Origin of the sequence: Myxococcus eversor (assembly GCF_010894455.1) — a bacterium.
In the GTDB taxonomy this organism is placed as follows: Bacteria; Myxococcota; Myxococcia; order Myxococcales; family Myxococcaceae; genus Myxococcus; species Myxococcus eversor.
Genome location: NZ_JAAIXY010000012.1, coordinates 279125 through 295469 on the forward strand (window position 1 = coordinate 279125; position 16345 = coordinate 295469).

The 16345-nt window shown below is 67.8% G+C and carries 15 protein-coding genes; 14 read left to right on the top strand and 1 reads right to left on the bottom strand.

Annotated features, from left to right (window positions below; translation table 11 throughout):
* The first annotated feature begins 6 nt into the window (after nt 1-6).
* From G4D83_RS24810 to rtcA, 4 genes are all read left to right on the top strand, one after another.
* Nucleotides 7-1353 carry a sensor histidine kinase gene (locus tag G4D83_RS24810; protein ID WP_163867289.1) on the top strand — a complete coding sequence of 449 codons (1347 nt, stop codon included), beginning with the start codon at nt 7-9 and terminating at the stop codon, nt 1351-1353.
* Complete coding sequence (locus G4D83_RS24815; RefSeq protein ID WP_163867290.1) at nt 1343-2785, top strand: sigma-54-dependent transcriptional regulator; 1443 nt, start codon at nt 1343-1345, stop codon at nt 2783-2785. The genes G4D83_RS24810 and G4D83_RS24815 overlap by 11 nt, the downstream gene beginning before the upstream one ends.
* Before the next feature lie 92 nt (nt 2786-2877).
* Nucleotides 2878-4824: a CocE/NonD family hydrolase gene (locus tag G4D83_RS24820; protein ID WP_163867291.1), complete on the top strand. Its 1947-nt coding sequence runs from the start codon at nt 2878-2880 to the stop codon at nt 4822-4824.
* 129 nt (nt 4825-4953) lie between these two features.
* A complete protein-coding gene (rtcA, locus tag G4D83_RS24825; RefSeq protein WP_163867292.1) occupies nt 4954-6027 on the top strand; it encodes an RNA 3'-terminal phosphate cyclase in 1074 nt (357 codons plus the stop codon).
* Nucleotides 6028-6046: 19 nt separating this feature from the next.
* Here rtcA and G4D83_RS24830 read toward each other — a convergent pair whose 3' ends face one another.
* On the bottom strand, nt 6047-6403 hold the full coding sequence (locus tag G4D83_RS24830) for a hypothetical protein (protein WP_163867293.1): 357 nt from the start codon (nt 6401-6403) through the stop codon (nt 6047-6049).
* 102 nt (nt 6404-6505) lie between these two features.
* Here G4D83_RS24830 and sppA point away from each other — a divergent pair, with 102 nt between their 5' ends.
* The 10 genes from sppA to G4D83_RS24880 all read left to right on the top strand — a co-directional run bounded on the left by sppA (nt 6506) and on the right by G4D83_RS24880 (nt 16341).
* Nucleotides 6506-8302, top strand: coding sequence for a signal peptide peptidase SppA (sppA, locus tag G4D83_RS24835; RefSeq protein ID WP_163867294.1), 1797 nt, complete (start codon nt 6506-6508; stop codon nt 8300-8302).
* A 90-nt stretch (nt 8303-8392) separates the two neighbouring features.
* A complete protein-coding gene (locus G4D83_RS24840; RefSeq protein WP_163867295.1) occupies nt 8393-9718 on the top strand; it encodes an AlbA family DNA-binding domain-containing protein in 1326 nt (441 codons plus the stop codon).
* 119 nt (nt 9719-9837) lie between these two features.
* Entirely contained in the window at nt 9838-10440 is a 603-nt protein-coding gene (locus G4D83_RS24845; RefSeq protein ID WP_163867296.1) for a hypothetical protein, read from the top strand.
* A 205-nt stretch (nt 10441-10645) separates the two neighbouring features.
* Entirely contained in the window at nt 10646-11734 is a 1089-nt protein-coding gene (locus G4D83_RS24850; protein WP_163867297.1) for an Mrp/NBP35 family ATP-binding protein, read from the top strand.
* A 21-nt stretch (nt 11735-11755) separates the two neighbouring features.
* Nucleotides 11756-12271 carry a hypothetical protein gene (locus G4D83_RS24855; protein ID WP_163867298.1) on the top strand — a complete coding sequence of 172 codons (516 nt, stop codon included), beginning with the start codon at nt 11756-11758 and terminating at the stop codon, nt 12269-12271.
* Between the two features lie 2 nt (nt 12272-12273).
* On the top strand, nt 12274-12711 hold the full coding sequence (locus G4D83_RS24860) for a hypothetical protein (protein ID WP_176438003.1): 438 nt from the start codon (nt 12274-12276) through the stop codon (nt 12709-12711).
* Nucleotides 12712-12780: 69 nt separating this feature from the next.
* A complete protein-coding gene (locus G4D83_RS24865) occupies nt 12781-13629 on the top strand; it encodes a 3-hydroxyacyl-CoA dehydrogenase family protein (RefSeq protein WP_046713803.1) in 849 nt (282 codons plus the stop codon).
* A 27-nt stretch (nt 13630-13656) separates the two neighbouring features.
* The gene (locus G4D83_RS24870; RefSeq protein WP_163867299.1) at nt 13657-14436 is read left to right on the top strand and encodes an enoyl-CoA hydratase/isomerase family protein; all 780 of its coding nucleotides are present in this window, start codon (nt 13657-13659) and stop codon (nt 14434-14436) included.
* A gap of 1 nt (nt 14437) precedes the next feature.
* The gene (locus G4D83_RS24875) at nt 14438-15202 is read left to right on the top strand and encodes a hypothetical protein (RefSeq protein ID WP_240356554.1); all 765 of its coding nucleotides are present in this window, start codon (nt 14438-14440) and stop codon (nt 15200-15202) included.
* Entirely contained in the window at nt 15199-16341 is a 1143-nt protein-coding gene (locus G4D83_RS24880; RefSeq protein ID WP_163867300.1) for an acyl-CoA dehydrogenase, read from the top strand. The genes G4D83_RS24875 and G4D83_RS24880 overlap by 4 nt, the downstream gene beginning before the upstream one ends.
* The last annotated feature ends 4 nt before the right edge of the window (nt 16342-16345 follow it).

Below are 16345 nucleotides of genomic sequence, written 5' to 3' on the forward strand. Positions count from 1 at the left end.
GGCGACATGGAACCGCGAACCCGCCGCAGCTACGAGGCCCTCCGGCTCAAGCACATCGACCGAATCTTCGGCCGCATGGTGCGCTTGCGTGCGTATGGCGGCCTCCTGCTGATGGCGGCCATCTCGGTCGCGACCCTGTGCGATGGAGCGCACTGGCGCCGCATCTGGTTGCCCGTCCAGGTGGTGGTAGCCCTGTCGTTCTTCTTCTTCGAGTTGCGCCGGTATGAGCGCGAGGGCCTCACGGAGCGCAGCATCGCCGGCAACCTGTCGCTGGGCATCCTCCTGGAGCAGAGCCTGACGTGGGGTACGGGAGGGCTCGCCAGTCCGCTGCTGCCGCTGCTGCTCCCGCTGGCCTTCGTCGGCGCCGCGGTGCTTCCGCCCCGTCAGCGGCTCGCGTTGATGGGGGAGGAGCTGGGGCTGCTGGCGCTGCTGTCGGCGGCGCATCTGTTCGGGTGGACTCCGCCCTTGCACCTGTCCTTCCTGGGAGAGCCTCCGCGAGCGCTGCTCATCGCGGTGGCGGTCTGCATGTTCCTCCTGGTGGTGGTGGCCAACATCGTGGGCGCCGCCGTCCGGGGAACCTTCGAGGACATGGTGGCGGAGTCCTTCCATCAGCGCGACGAGCTGTTCGCCACGCACCGCGCCCACGCTCGCACGCTGGAGTCCTTGTCGGGGGAGATTGCCCATGAGCTGAAGAATCCCCTCGCCACGGTGAAGGGACTCACGCAGCTCATGCGGCGCGAGCCCGGGCGTGCGCAACCCCAGGAGCGACTGGAGGTGCTGGCCGGCGAGGTGTCGCGCATGCAGGACATCCTGGAGGAGTTCCTCAACTTCTCGCGTCCGCTGGTGCCGTTGTCGGTCAGCGAGGTGGACCTGGGCGCGCTGTGCGACGAGGCCGTGGTGCTGCACGAGGGGCTCGCCGCCGAGCACGGCGTGCGACTGGCCCGGGGCGGCGAGGGGCAGGTGGTCGCCGTGTGTGATCCGCGCAAGGTGAAGCAGGTGGTGATGAACCTGCTGCACAACGCCATCGACGCGAGTCCACGAGGAGGCCAGGTGATGGTGGACGTCGAATCCGGGAGCGTGGGCGACGTGCGCGTCGTCGTTCGGGATTCGGGAGCGGGGCTGTCACCCGAGGTGTCCGCGCGGGCCTTCGACGCGGGCGTCACCACGAAGTCGAAGGGCTCGGGGCTCGGCCTGACGGTGGCGCGGGCGCTGGCGCGGCAGCATGGCGGCGAAGTGACGCTGCGCAACGAGGCGTCGGGGGGCTGTGTGGCGGAGTTGATGTTGCCGCGCGAGCTTCCGGCGGACACCCTGGGCCCGGTGCGGGACGTGCGCGAGGTGGCCCATGCGCGGTGAGTCGGGCGCGGTGTCTCGCGTGCTGGTGGTGGACGATGACGCGGGCGTGCGCTTCACCCTGCGGGAGATGCTGCGCAGCCTGTCCGGCATCGAGGTGGAGCAGGCGGAGGACGGCGAGGCCGCGCTGGAGAAGCTGGCGGCGCGCCCGTTCGAGCTGGTCATCACCGACCTGCGCATGCCTCGGATGGACGGCATGGAGCTGGTGCGCCGGGTCAGCGTGGTGCCCCACGCGCCGCGCATCATCGTCATCACCGCGCATGGCTCGGAGCGCTTCGCGGTGGAGGCGGTGAAGGCGGGCGCCTATGACTACTTCCGCAAGCCCTTCGACGTGGACGAACTGCTCGCCGTCGTCACGCGCGCCCTGGAGTCCGTGCGGCTGCGCCATGAGAACGAGCGACTGACGGGGGAGCTGAACCTGTCGCGCTCCATGGTCTTCTCCTCGGAGCCCATGGGCCGGCTGGCGCAGTTGGTCCAACGCGCGGGCTCCCGCGACGTGACGGTGCTCATCACCGGGGAGAGCGGCACCGGCAAGGAGCGCGTGGCGGAGGCCCTGGTGCGCGCCTCGCCTCGAGCGAACGGGCCCTATCTGCGCTTCAACTGCGCGGCCCTCACCGAGGAGCTCGCGGAGGCGGAGCTGTTCGGTCACTCGAAGGGCGCCTTCACCGGAGCGCATCGGGTCCGCCCGGGGCTGTTTCGCGAGGCGGATGGCGGCACACTGCTGCTGGATGAAGTCGGCGAGCTGGCGCCTCCGCTCCAGGCCAAGCTGTTGCGCGTGCTCCAGGAGGGCGAGGTTCGCCCGGTGGGTGAAGACCGGCCGGTGAAGGTGGACGTCCGCATCCTGGCCGCCACGCACCGCGACCTGCGCAAGCGCGCGGTGGAGGGGCAGTTCCGCGAGGACCTCTACTATCGGCTCAACGTGGTGCAGCTCCGCGTGCCGCCGCTGCGAGAGCGTCCCGAGGACATCCCCGTGCTGGCGCGGATGTTCCTGGACCGCTTCAGCGACAGGTTCCACACCGGCCCGCTGAAGGTGCCGGAGGGCTTCGTCGACCGGCTGGTGGCGCTGCCCTGGCCGGGCAATGTGCGCGAGCTGGAGAACACCCTGGAGAGCCTCGTGGCCCTGTCGAGCGATGGAGAGCTGGACCTGTCCCTCCTGCCCACGTCCGCGCCCCGGGCGGCTGGCGCCACGTCGGCGGGGCCCGTGGCCGAAGGGGCCCGGAGCGAGGAAGGGGAGGCCACCCCCACGGGCACGGGACTCAAGGAGCGGGTCGAAGCCTATGAGCGGGGGCTGGTGCTCGACGCACTGCGCATCGAGGGCGGAAACCGCAGCGGCGCGGCGCGGCGGCTGGGCATCGGCCGGGCCACCCTGCACGACAAGCTTCGCAAGTACGGGCTGGACAGCGCCCCGGACGAAGGCGGAGAAGGACGGGGCTGACGTCCCCGTCGAGCTCGGGAACAAACGGCGATACGGGCCGTTCGGGGGCGGTTGTGTCCCCCATGATGTCGCGTCTCTTCACTGGAGCGTGCATGTCCCCCGTGTCCCGCAGTCTCGCGGCGCTGCTTTGGTTGTCCCTCGCAAGTCCCGCCGTCGCCCAGACGCCGCCACCCCCGCCGTCGAAGGCTCCTGGTGCCTCGACGCCGGAGCGCACGGAGCGCATCCGCTCGCGCTACACCAAGTTCGAGTACCGCATCCCCATGCGGGATGGCGTGAAGCTCTTCACCTCCGTCTACATCCCCGTCGATGCCTCTCCCACCAAGCGCTATCCCATCCTGCTGGTGCGCACGCCCTACAGCGTCGCGCCCTATGGGTTGGACCGCTACAAGGCGCAGCTCGGGCCGAGCGAGGCGTTCGAGAAGGAGGGCTTCATCTTCGTGTTCCAGGACGTGCGCGGCCGGCTCATGTCCGAGGGTGACTTCGTCAACGTGCGCCCCATCAACCCGAAGAAGGGCGCGAAGGACACCGACGAGAGCACCGACACGTTCGACACCATCGACTGGCTGGTGGCGCGCGTGCCGAACAACAACGGCAAGGTGGGGCAGTGGGGCATCTCCTATCCCGGCTTCTACGCCTCCGCGGGTGCCATCAGCGGCCACCCGGCGCTCAAGGCGGTGTCTCCGCAGGCGCCCATCGCTGACTGGTTCTGGGACGACATGCACCGGCATGGCGCCTTCAACCTGTCGCTCGCGTTCAACTTCTTCTCGGGGTTCGGCAAGCCCCGGCCGAAGCCCACGGACAGCGAGGACTGGTCGCGCTTCGAATACGGCACGCCGGACGGCTACGAGTTCTTCATGGACCTGGGCCCGCTGAGCAACGCGGACACGAAGCACTTCAAGGGCGACGTCGCGTTCTGGAAGGACGTCACGGCGCATCCCAACTACGACGCCTTCTGGCAGGCGAGGAATCTCCTGCCGCACCTGAAGGGCCTGAAGGCGGCGATGCTGGTGGTGGGCGGCTGGTACGACACCGAGGACCTGTATGGCCCGCTGCGGACGTACGCCGCCATCGAGAAGCAGAACCCGGGCGTGGCGAACACGCTGGTGATGGGCCCGTGGCAACACGGGGGCTGGGTGGGCACCGAGGGGTCCGAGCTGGGTGACGCCGAGTTCGGCTTCAACACCTCGGACACGTACCAGGAGCTGGGCCTGGCCTTCTTCAAGCAGCACCTCAAGGGGGGCGAGAAGGCGGCGGTGCCGGAGGCGCTGGTGTTCGAGACGGGCGCCAACCGCTGGCGCCAGTTGGAGAGCTGGCCGCCGAAGGGGCTGCGTGAGACGCGGCTGTTCTTCCAGCCCAAGGGCGGGCTGTCCCAGCAGGCACCCACGGGCACGACGGAGTCCTTCGCGGAGTACATCAGCGACCCGGCCAAGCCGGTGCCGTACACGCAGGAGATCACGACGCGCTGGAGCAAGAACTACATGGCGGAGGACCAGCGCTTCGTCGCGAGCCGCCCGGACGTGCTGGTGTTCGAGACCGAGCCCCTGGAGCAGGACCTCACGCTGGCGGGCCCGCTGGAGGCGGACCTGTGGGTTTCCACGACGGGCTCGGACGCGGACTGGGTGGTGAAGCTGGTGGACGTGAATCCCGGCAAGCCTCGCGGCTGGAGTCGGGCCGACGCGGAGAAGGGCGAGAAGAACCGGGGTGGGCAGCAGACGCTGGTGCGCGGCGAGCCGTTCCGCGGTCGCTTCCGCGACAGCTACAGCGAGCCCAAGGCCTTCAAGCCCGGCGAGGTGTCGAAGGTGCGCTTCGCCATCAACGACGTCTTCCACACGTTCCAGAAGGGGCACCGGGTGATGATCCAGGTCCAGTCGAGCTGGTTCCCGTTCATCGACCGCAACCCGCAGACGTACGTGCCCAACATCTTCGAGGCGAAGGAGACGGACTTCACGCGCTCCTTCCATCGCGTGTACCACTCCGCGGCGCACCCCAGCTCCATCAAGGTGGGCGTGCTGCCAGCGCTGGATGCACAGGGCAACTGAGGTGAAGCGCGCGAGCGCGGCGGTGCATCTGTCCAGCACTGTCCGCTCGCGCTCGAAGGGCGGATGACGGAGCGGGATTTCCCTCCCGTTCCTGTTACCTTTTCGCCCGCACGGAGGGATGGGACGGTCATGACTGGCACCGAGGGGCCCGAGAGCGGGCCGGTGCGGCTCGACGGGAGTGAGGGTGAGGGAGGAGGGCAGATCCTCCGCTCGGCGTTGTCGCTGTCACTCATCACCGGACGGCCGTTCCACATCACCCGCCTGCGCTCGCGGCGGGAGCCTCCGGGGTTGCGGCCCCAGCACCTGGCCTGTGTGCGCGGCGCCGAGGCCCTGGGGGGCACCAGCGAGGGCGCCACGGTGGGCGCCTCCGAACTGTCCTTCACGCCGAGCCCCGTGCGCGCGGGGGACTATCTGCTGGAGGTCGGCACCGCGGGCAGCACGCCGCTCATCTTCCAGTGCCTCGTCTATCCGCTGGCGCTGGCCGGGGGCGGGAAGCTCACGCTGAGGGGCGGCACACACCTGCCGCACAGCCCCAGCTTCCACTACGTCGCCACGGTATGGCAGCCGGTGGCCCACGCGTACGGGCTCCCCGTGCACCTCACCATGACGCAGGCGGGGTTCTATCCGGAGGGCGCGGGGGAGATGGTGGCCCACGTCTTTCCGCCGCAGGAGCCGCCCCGGCTGGTGGAGCTGCCCGCGCGGGGGATGCTGCGCGAGGTGCATGTCTCGTCCTTCGTGGGAGGCCTGCCGTTCGCCATCGCCGAGAAGCAGTCACGCGCCGCCGTGGCCGTGCTGCGGGAGCGGGGCATCCTGGCCGAGGCGGAGAACCGCCCGTTGCCGGTGAGTCGCTCGCTGGGCACGGTGACGTTCGTGCTGGCGCAGTTCGAGCACACCATCGCCGGCTTCACCGCGCTGGGGGAGAAGGGGCGGCCCGCCGAGGACGTGGGGCGCGAGGCCGGCGAGGCCCTGGCGCGCTTCATGGAGACGGGGGGCGCGCTGGACGAGTCGCTGGCGGATCAGATTCTGCTGCCGGCGGCGCTGCTGGCCGCGGGGCGCCTGGGGCCAGTGACGCCGGGCACCACGCGCTTCACCGCGGCTCGGGTGACGGACCACCTGACCACCCATGCCCGCGTCGTCGAGCGCTTCCTCCCGGTTCGAGTCCGGGTGGAGGCGGGCGGCGCGGTGGAGGTGGCCCCGGCTTGAGGGCCGGGGTGGGGGTGGCTCAGGCCGGCTCGTCGTTGTCGCGGTTGGAGTTGTTGCCGAAGGTGTTCTCGTTGCCCATCTCCTTCGAGGTGGACCGGAAGGCGCGGAACCCGAAGGGGATGGCGACGAGGAACACGAGGCCGGCGAGGCCCACGGCCTTCCACGGGAAGGGCTGGGCCTTCACCTGGATGTCCTTGCCATAGTTGTTGAGGTTGTTGCCCATGGCGCGCTGCTTGGCGGCCTCGCGCTCCTCGGCGGTGAGTTCACGAGGGGCGTTGAATTCCTGGACCGGTTTGCGCGGCTGAGCCAGTGCCGCTCCGCCGCCGGTCGCGAGCGCGAGGACCAGGAGGAGTCGGGCAAGGGAGGGATTTCGCATGAGGGGGGAGGCTATCACGACCCAACGGGAGTGCTGAACAGGGCTTGCACCGGGAGAGCGTGTCCAGTACGCGCCAGGGGGCCCACATCGACCCCGGACGCCATGCTGCGCCTGCCCTTCATCGCCCTCGCCAACCTGTTGCTGCTCCTGCGAACCCTGTTGGGTGCGCCCTTCCGCCTGTTCGCGGCCAGTCATCGGCCCGCCTATGTGCGCTTCCGGCTGGCGGGGGATCCTCCGTACCGGGAGCAGCGCAAGCCCCGGTTTTCGCTGGGAGGAGGCTCGCGTCCGGAGCCCGCGGACGTCACCTCGCTGGAGCGGTTCGGCGAGTCCCTGAGGCTGCTCGCCAAGGACCCCAGGGTGAAGGGAATCCTGTTGGAGGTGGAGGAGCTGGGGTTGCCGGGGGCGAAGCGGGACGCGGTGGTGGCGTTGCTGGCGGAGTTCCGGGCGGCGGGCAAGCGGGTGGTGTCCTGGGCGGTGATGGTGGACACGGACACGTACCCGGTGCTGTGCGCGGCTGACGAGGTGCTCCTGGCCCCGATGGGGCGGCTGGAGCTGGTGGGGTACTCGGCGGAGTCCACGGCGCTGGGCGAGGGGTTGTCTCGGATTGGCATCCGGCCGCAGTTCATCCGGCGGGGCGACTACAAGACGGCGCCGGAGCTGTTCACGCACCCGGCGGTGTCGGACATCCAGCGGCGCACGGTGGAGTCGTTCCTGGACGAGCGCTACGCGACGCTGGTGGACGCGGTGTCGGCGGCTCGGCGCAAGACGCCCGAGGAGGTGAGGGCGCTCATCGACCAGGGTCCGTACAGCGGGCCGAGGGCGGAGGCGGCGGGGCTGGTGGACGCGCTGGTGGATGAGGCGGACCTGCCGCTGCACCTGGGGTTGGTGAAGGTGGAGGAGGGGAAGGCGCCGGCGGACGTGGAGGACACGGAGCTGGAGGCTCTGGACACGTACCTGGAGACGGTGCCGTTTCCGCCGGTGAAGTGGCGGCGGATGAAGAGGAAGCCTCGGCTCGCGTTGGTGCCGGTGTCGGGGATGATCGTGCCGGGGAAGGGGAACGCGGGCGGGCGGCTGGCCACGGTGGATGCGGTGGTGAAGGGGTTGCGGGCGGCGGGGCGGGACAAGCGCACGAAGGCGGTGCTGCTGTATGTGAACAGCCCGGGTGGGGCGGCGATTGCTTCGGAGCAGATATTGGAGGCGGTGCAGCGGGTGGCGCGGAAGAAGCCGGTGCTCGCGTACATGGATCGGGTGTGCGCCAGTGCGGGCTACATGGTGGCGCTGGGGGCGAAGGAGCTGTGGAGTGCCCCGCATGCGGTGGTGGGGTCCATCGGTGTGTTCGCGGGCAAGTTCGACACGTCCGGGCTGATGAACATGCTGGGCATCCACAAGACGCTGATTACTCGGGGCGCGAACGCGGGACTGCTGTCGTTCTCCCGGGGATTCACGGATGGGGAGCGGGCGGCGCTGGAGGCGGACATCGAGGAGATGTACCAGTCCTTCTTGGGACACGTGGCGAAGGCGCGGGGGCGGACGAAGGAGGAAATCCACGCGCTCGCGGAGGGCCGGGTGTACTCGGGGCTGCGCGCGAAGGACGTGGGCCTGGTGGACAGGATTGGCGGGTTCGAGGAGGCGTGCCGGTATGCGCTGTCGCTGGCGAAGGTCGCGCCTGGGGACTTCGAGCTGAAGACGTATGGGGCGGCGGAGCGGCGGATGTCGGTGCTGCGGTTGTTGACGGGCGCGGCACAACCCCAGACGTACTCGCTGTGTTCCGTGTCCTGGAATCTGGCCGGGCAGGAGCAGGAGGTGTTGGCTTCGCTGGCCGATGAGACGCGGTGGGGCGCGTGGCTGCGCGATTTGTCGCGTGAGACCCGTGGCGAGGTGGGAGAGAACGAGCGCTGACCGATCGAGGGCACCCCAGAAGCCCATGTTCAGCATCGCGCTGGGAGAGGCGCACCTGCCAAGTGGATCGAAGTTTGGGAGGCTCTACGCATGCCTGTACATTCACGAGAAGAGTTGGTGGCTGCGCTTGATGCAAATGATTTTGAACGACTGCTCGGAACACCAGAGAGCGAGTGGCTTGACTTCAAGAAAGAGCCCTACCTTCTTGATTCCGATAAAGGTCGTTGGGAATATGTAAAAGATATTGCCGCATTCGCCAATGCCACAGGTGGATGCATCCTCATCGGCGTCAAGGCCACAAAAGACCCGAATGAGCTCCAGGAAAAAGCAACATCTGTGACGGCCATTCCAAAGAAACTGGTCAACTCAGACAGATACAACGGCATCCTGCTTGAGAAGCTGTACCCGGATGTCCAGGGACTTCGGATGAGATGGTATCCAGAGTCACGCGCCGTCTCGGATGGGCTGCTCCTTATTGAAATTCCATCGCAAAGAGGAAGCAGTAAGCCCTTCGTGTTGAGGAGTATGTCGGGAGCAGAGGATTTGCCTGTCATTGCGCTTGGTGTTCCAATGCGCGTAGGGGACCGCACAAGCTGGATGCGGGCTGAAACTCTACACCATCGAATGCAGGGAACCCGCCAGGTTGAAGAGGCGGCGCAGGTCGAGCGAGAATCCCGGCAACATGCGAGCCTTGTTCAGCGTGCGGAAGAACATATACGGACGCTCACTCGTGAAATGAAGTGGAGCAACGTCGCAACTTACTTTCTACAGGCGCTTCCTCCCGCTTCGGAAAGAACCGGCCCATTGCTCAATGTTCACGGAGAAGACGGCCTCCGTGGAGCACTTGCAAGGCCAAAATCGTTACGAACTATGGGATTCAACCTCAGGCAGTTGGGGAGTCTTGAGACGCGAAATGGAGGTCTGGCGTATCTCGAAGATCCACGTAGGTGTATCTCACTCGACCGCGATGGGCTTTTTACGGTTGGAGCATACGCAGAAGCCGATTTTCTCGGATGGTATCTTAACCGAGCACGCACAGATGCGTCGTCGCCAATGCGATTGAATCCATTGGTGCTGGTTGAGTTTACCCTGGAATTTTTTCGATTCGTATATGCCGCGCTAATTCCCCGGGTTTCGCATGGAGTTTGGACGTTTCGAATAGTGACCGAGGGGCTACAGAGCAGGCAAGGAGGCGTCCTGCTCAATCCTGGCCGGCACAATGCCGACCACTGGTCGGATGGTGCTCCGGCTTCCGTGGACAACATGCTCGAGCAATTTCAAGCGACAGGAAATGCTGCCAAGGACGCGTTTCGGGCTCTTGAGTCGATCTATGGAATCTTCGGGATCTCTTCATCCGAAATTCCCTATTCGCGTGACGGTGAGATTGTGGAAGCAGAGATCGTTGCGGTTCAGTAGCTGCCATCTTTTCTACGCCGTCGTGATTTTCTGTAGATGCCTTTGATGGTGTCTTACCGGCTCGACTTCTCCTGAGGGCGCGTCTTCCTGGCACGTCCCCGTGCTACCTTCCGCGCCCCATGAAGCGGACCGTCCTCATCGGTAGCCTCCTCCTGGCCCCGGCCTGTGCCACCACGTCGCGGGAGCCCGTCTCCGTCGCGGAGTCCTACGCCCGCGCGCTGGACGAAGGCCGCCTCCAGGACGCCTACGCCCTCACCACCGATGGCCCGGAAGGGCAGGTCGCCTTCCTGGAGCGCTACTCCGATGAGACGACCCGCCGCGAGCGCGCCGCAGCCGTCCGTGCCGGCGCCGCCGTCCTCGAAGCCCGTGCTCCCTCCCTCACCCTGGCTCGCACCGGTGAGGACTGGCGCGTCGTCGAAGCCCGCCCGGCCGACGTTCCCCGAGCCGCCCTCCGCCGCTTCCTGGACGCCTCGGACGCCAAGGACTGGAAGACGGCCTGGAGCCTGCTTGCCGCGCCCTTGCGTGCCCGCTACACCCCCGAGCGACTCCGAGAGGACTTCGAGCACGAGCCCCTCGCCAAGGAGCGCCTGCGCCGCGCCCGGCTCGCGCTCAACACGCACGTCCGGGTCGGCGCCGGTGAGGCCGTCTTCCCCCTCGGCGACGAGCGGGCCGTCCTCCTCGTCCTCGAAGACGGCGAATACCGGGTCTCAGCGCTCGAATAGGGCCTCGGGCCTCTCGACACAGCGTCAGCGTCCCTGATGGACACCTTCAGCCCGCCAACACCCTCCAGCCCTCCAGGCCGTCGTCAGGGTGCGTCCAGGTCCACCCCGCGTTAAACGACGTTGACAGTCCCCCCGGGGCTGGCATGTTCCGCGCCCGCTGAGGGGCGCCCCAAGCGCCCGTTTTCCAAAGGTTTCAGGTGTCCCGATGAGCGTTTCCGAGGCCAGCATCCTCGCGGCGATGTCCAAGGTGATCGATCCCGAGCTGCACGTGGATCTGGTGAAGGCGGGGATGGTGAAGGACATCCGCGTCAGCGGCGACACCGTCAAACTCAAGATTGAACTCACCACGCCTGCCTGCCCCATGAAGGCGAAGATCCAGGCCGACTCGGAAGCCGCGCTCAAGGCCGTCCCGGGCCTGAAGTCCTTCGACATCGAGTGGGGCGCCCAGGTCCGAGCCTCCGGCGGCGGCGCTCCGCCCCCCGGCGGCCTGCTCCCCAAGGTGAAGAACATCATCCTCGTCGGCGCCGGAAAGGGCGGGGTGGGCAAGAGCACCGTCGCCGTCAACCTGGCCGCCGCCCTCGCGCAGCACGGCGCCAAGGTCGGCCTGCTCGACGCCGACTTCTACGGCCCCTCCATCCCCCTCATGACGGGCCTGGGCGACAAGAAGCCCGTCAGCCCCGATGGCAAGTCGCTGGATCCGCTCATCGCCCACGGCATGAAGGTCATGTCCATCGGCTTCCTCGTGGAGGCCGACCAGGCCCTCATCTGGCGCGGCCCCATGCTCCACGGCGCCCTGATGCAGCTCGTGCGCGACGTGAACTGGGGTGAGCTCGACTACCTCGTGCTCGACCTGCCCCCGGGCACCGGTGACGTGGCCCTGTCGCTGTCCCAGTCCATCCGCGCCGCCGGGGCCGTGCTCGTCACGACGCCGCAGGACGTGGCCCTGGCCGACGTCGTCCGCGCCAAGCAGATGTTCGACAAGGTCCACATCCCCGTGCTGGGAATCGTGGAGAACATGTCCCAGTTCGTCTGCCCGAACTGCTCGCACGTCACCCCCATCTTCAACCACGGCGGGGGCCGCAAGGCCGCGGAGATGTTCGGCATTCCCTTCCTCGGAGAGGTTCCGCTGGACTTGAAGGTGCGTGTGTCGGGAGACTCGGGCGTACCGGTGGTCATCGGCGCCAAGGACAGCCTGGAGGCCAAGGCCTTCCAGGAGGTCGCTCGCAACATCGCGGGTCGAGTGTCCGCGCAGGGCGCCAAGAGCATGCCGCTGCCGGTGGTGCAGGCCCGCTGACATCCACCCAGGAGACGCTGCATGCCCCCAGCCGGCAATGACGACTACCCCGACGACCCGTTGATCGACGAGGACCGTTCCGGCCGTGAGGGCCGCTCCGGTCCCGCGGGCTTCGTTCCGGAGTTCGTCCGTCGCATGGCCGTCGCCGGCCTGGGCGCCCTCTTCATGACCGAGGAGGGCATCCGCAACCTGGCGGGACAGCTCAAGCTCCCCAAGGAAGCCCTCGGCTTCATCCTCTCCCAGGCGGAGAAGACCAAGGACGAAGTCACCGGCGCTGTCACCGAAGAGCTCCGCCGCTTCCTCCAGTCCGAGAAGCTGCGCGACGAGTTCCTCAAGCTCGTCTCCGGCATGACGCTGGAGATCAAGGCCCAGGTCCGACTCGTCCCGCCGGACAAGGCCGAGAAGATGGGCTCCGACGAGCCCGAGAGCCCCGAGCCTCGACCCAAGAAGGAGAAGACCGCCGCCCCCACCGCGCGCGTCGTCATCTCCGAGCTCAACGCCCGCCGCCCCGGCTCCAAGCGTTCCAAGAAGGAGTAGTGGTGGCGGACACGCCTCCTTCCGAAACAACCCCGCCAGCCCCCGTGCGCAAGGGCTGGCGCTCGTCCCCGCTGGCGAAGCGGCTGCCCCTGCTCCTGGCCGTCGGCCTGGGCATCTACATCTGGCAGATCACCGGCATCCCCGAGCGGGAGCTGGTCATCCAACCCGATGGCGACGGCTGGAGTCAGGCGCGTGCGCTGGACCTCCAGGTGATGGACCCGGAGGGCGCGGTCCTCAAGCGCGAGGAGCGCTACTTCGGAGACACCGGCGCGCCTCCGGAGTTGAGCTTCAAGGTGGACCTGCCCGAGGGTTCCTTCCGGACGCTGTTCTTCGTGAAGCTCGCGGGCCGAGAGGAGCGGGTGCGCGTCGAGGAGCCGCTCACGGTGGGGGAGGAGCGCTACATCGTTCGCCGGCTCCAGTTGCCAGCCGCGACTCGTTGACCGCCCTGGGGGCGTGGGCTATGGGCGCACCACGTCATTCACATTCCGACCGAGGGGTTCGAGAGCACCATGGCAACGGAGCACATCGTCGTCGTCGGCGCCGGGCAGATGGGCGCGGGAATCGCGCAGGTGGCATTGCAGGCGGGTCTGCGCGTCACGCTGGCGGACGTGTCCAAGGAAGGTCTCGCCAAGGGCGCTGACCGCATCCGCGCGGGCCTGAAGAAGCTGGTGGAGAAGGGCAAGCTCGACGCCGCGAAGCAGCAGGCCGCCGAGGCCAATCTCGCCACCCTCACCAACGTCACCGAGGCGAAGGACGTCGACTTCGCCATTGAAGCCGTGACGGAGAACGAGGACCTCAAGCGCCGCATCTTCCAGGACCTGGACGCCGTCGTCCGGCCGGGCGGCATCCTCGCCACCAACACCTCGTCCATCCCCATCACCCGCATCGCCGCGTCCACGAAGCGCCCCGAGTTCGTCATCGGCATGCACTTCATGAACCCCGTGCCGGTGATGCAGTTGGTGGAGCTCATCCGTGGCGCCGCCACGTCGGATGAGACCTATGCCACCACGCGCGCGCTCTCCGAGCGCATGGGCAAGACGACGGTGGTCTCGAAGGACTTCCCGGGCTTCATCGTCAACCGCATCCTCATCCCGATGCTGAACGAGGCCTGCTACGCGCTGATGGAGGGCCTGGGTTCCGCGGAGGACATCGACACCGCGATGAAGCTGGGCACCAACCAGCCCATGGGCCCGCTCCAGCTCGCTGACTTCATCGGCCTGGACACGGTGCTCTACATCGCCGAGGTGCTGCACAAGGGCCTGGGTGACTCGAAGTACCGCCCGTGCCCGCTGCTGCGCCAGTACGTCGACGCCGGCTGGTACGGCAAGAAGAGCGGTCGCGGCTTCTACAAGTACTAGGCACCACCCTCCCGAGGAGCCTCGAACATGACCTACGAGAACATCCGGCTGGAGCACGACGGCGCGGTCGCCACCCTCACCATCGACCGTCCCAAGGCGCTCAACGCGCTCAACAACAAGACGCTGCAGGAGTTCGAGGCGGCGGTGAAGTCGCTCGGCGCCGACACGCGTGTGCTCATCGTCACCGGCGGGGGCGAGAAGGCCTTCGTCGCGGGCGCCGACATCGCGGAGATGTCTTCCATCGCCGAGCACCCCGAGGCCCAGAAGTTCGCCGAGCTGGGACACCGCGCCTTCGCACTGCTGGAGTCGCTGGCCATCCCCACCATCGCGGCGGTGAATGGCTTCGCGCTCGGCGGTGGCTGCGAGCTGGCCCTGGCGTGTGACTTCATCTACGCCTCCGAGAAGGCCCAGCTCGGCCTCCCCGAAGTGGGCCTGGGCGTCATCCCCGGCTTCGGCGGCACCCAGCGCCTCACCCGCATCGTGGGACGTGCCCGCGCGAAGGAGCTCATCTTCACGGGTGGACGCATCGACGCGGCGAAGGCGAAGGAGATCGGCCTGGTGCTGGAGGTGCTGCCGGCCGCCGAGCTGCTCGCGCACTGCCGCTCCGTCGCCGCGAAGATGCTCAAGAACAGTCCGCTGGCCATCTCCACGGCCAAGCGCGTCATCGAGCAGGGCGCGGACAAGGATCTGGGCGAGGCCAACACGCTGGAGCGTCAGGGCTTCGCGGAGCTGTTCGGCTCGGAGGACCAGCGCGAGGGCATGAAGGCGTTCCTCGAGAAGCGTCCCGCCGTCTTCACCGGCAAGTGACGTGAATCACGCGCTCGCGGTCGGGAGTCTCCTCACGGTTCTCCTGGCCGCGACGCCGGCCCGCTCCGCGCCTGTCTCCGAGCCTGTCTCTGAACCCGCGCCCGAAGCCGAGCCCCAGGCTCCGCAAGCTCCGGACGACGAATCTGGACGGGCTCCGGCACTGGTCTCCTGGAAGCGCTCGCTGTGCATCTACACGGGCTGCTTCCTGGAGCCGTTCATCCCCGATGTCCGCTACCAGTGGGGACAGGGCTCGCGAGAGCACTGGGTCTTGTCCTGGCCCATCCACCCGTGGGCCTTCCCGGCGTGGGACATCCCCGGGCCCACCCTCATCCTGTCGCCCTTCGTGGAGCCCCAGGTGCGACTTGCGCCCGCGGCCTACCGGCTGCTCGCGGGGGCACGGGTGTATGCGTTTCCGGACAGCGCTCGCCTGGGCGTGCTCGCGGAAGGGGCGGGGCTGTGGGGCCAGGATGGCTCGGGCGGGCTGGCGGGCCTGGGCCTCACCTACGACTTGATTGAACGCGGTCCGAATACGAAGCCCTGGACGGTGTCCGTGGTGCTTCGCCGGGCCTGGACGGGGGAGGGGACGCGGATGGACCTCTCCCTGGACGTCACGGTGCCACTGAACATGTTCCTGGGCTCACCCCTGGATTCCAGGGGGCCCGGCGGGCGGTCGTCGGCTAATCGGCACGGCAACCCTCGCTTGGGGCCTGGCGGAGCGTCTTCGCTATTCCCTGGGAGCACCCCCCGTAATATGGAGCCCTCATGAACTTCGAGCTGACCGATGTCCAGCGCGAGATCCAGCGGATGTGCCGCGAGTTCGCCGCCAAGGAACTGACCCCCAACGCCCGGAAGTGGGATGAACACCACACCTGGCCTACGGATGCGGTGAAGAAGCTCGCCGAGCTGTCGCTGCTCGGCGTGGCCGTCTCCGAGAAGTACGGCGGCGCCGGTCTGGACAACGTCTGCTACGCGCTCGCCATGGAGGAGATCAGCCGAGGCTGTGCCTCCACCGGCGTCATCATGAGCGTGAACAACTCGCTCTATTGCGACCCGGTGTCGAAGTTTGGCACCGAGGCCCAGAAGGAAGAGTTCCTCGCGCCGTTCGCCCGGGGCGACAAGCTCGGCTGCTTCGGTTTGACGGAGCCCGAGGCCGGCAGCGACGCCGCCGCCCAGCAGACCGTCGCGGTGCGCCGGGGTGACGAGTTCGTCATCAACGGCTCCAAGAACTGGATCACCAACGGCCCCAAGGCCGACGCCATCGTCCTGTTCACGATGACGAACAAGGAGGCGGGCAACAAGGGCATCACCGCCTTCCTGGTGCCCACCAACACCCCCGGCTTCACCCGCGCCGAGCCCGACAAGAAGATGGGCATCAGCGCCGCCTGGTCCTGCTCCATGTTCTTCGAGGACATGCGCGTGCCGGCCAAGAACATCCTGGGCAAGGAGGGCGAGGGCTTCAAGGTCGCCATGTCCACGCTCGACGGTGGCCGCATTGGCATTGCCTCGCAGGCGCTGGGCATCGCCCGCGCGGCGTACGAGGAGGCCGTTCGCTACTCGGGTGAGCGCAAGTCCTTCGGCAAGCCCATCCGCGAGCACCAGGCCATCCAGTTCATGATCGCCGACATGGCGATGGAGATCGACGCGGCCCGCCTGCTGGTGTGGCGCGCGGCGCTGCTCAAGGACAAGGGCGTGCGCCACAGCGCGGAGAGCGCGATGGCGAAGCTGTACGCCAGCGAGATGGCCAGCCGCGTGGCGAACAAGGCCCTCCAGGTGCACGGCGGCATGGGCTACAGCAAGGAGATGGACGCCGAGCGCCACGTGCGTGACGCGCGCATCACCGAGATCTACGAGGGGACGAGCGAGATTCAGCGCATCGTCATCTCCGCCAACGTCCTGAAGGAGTAGGCAC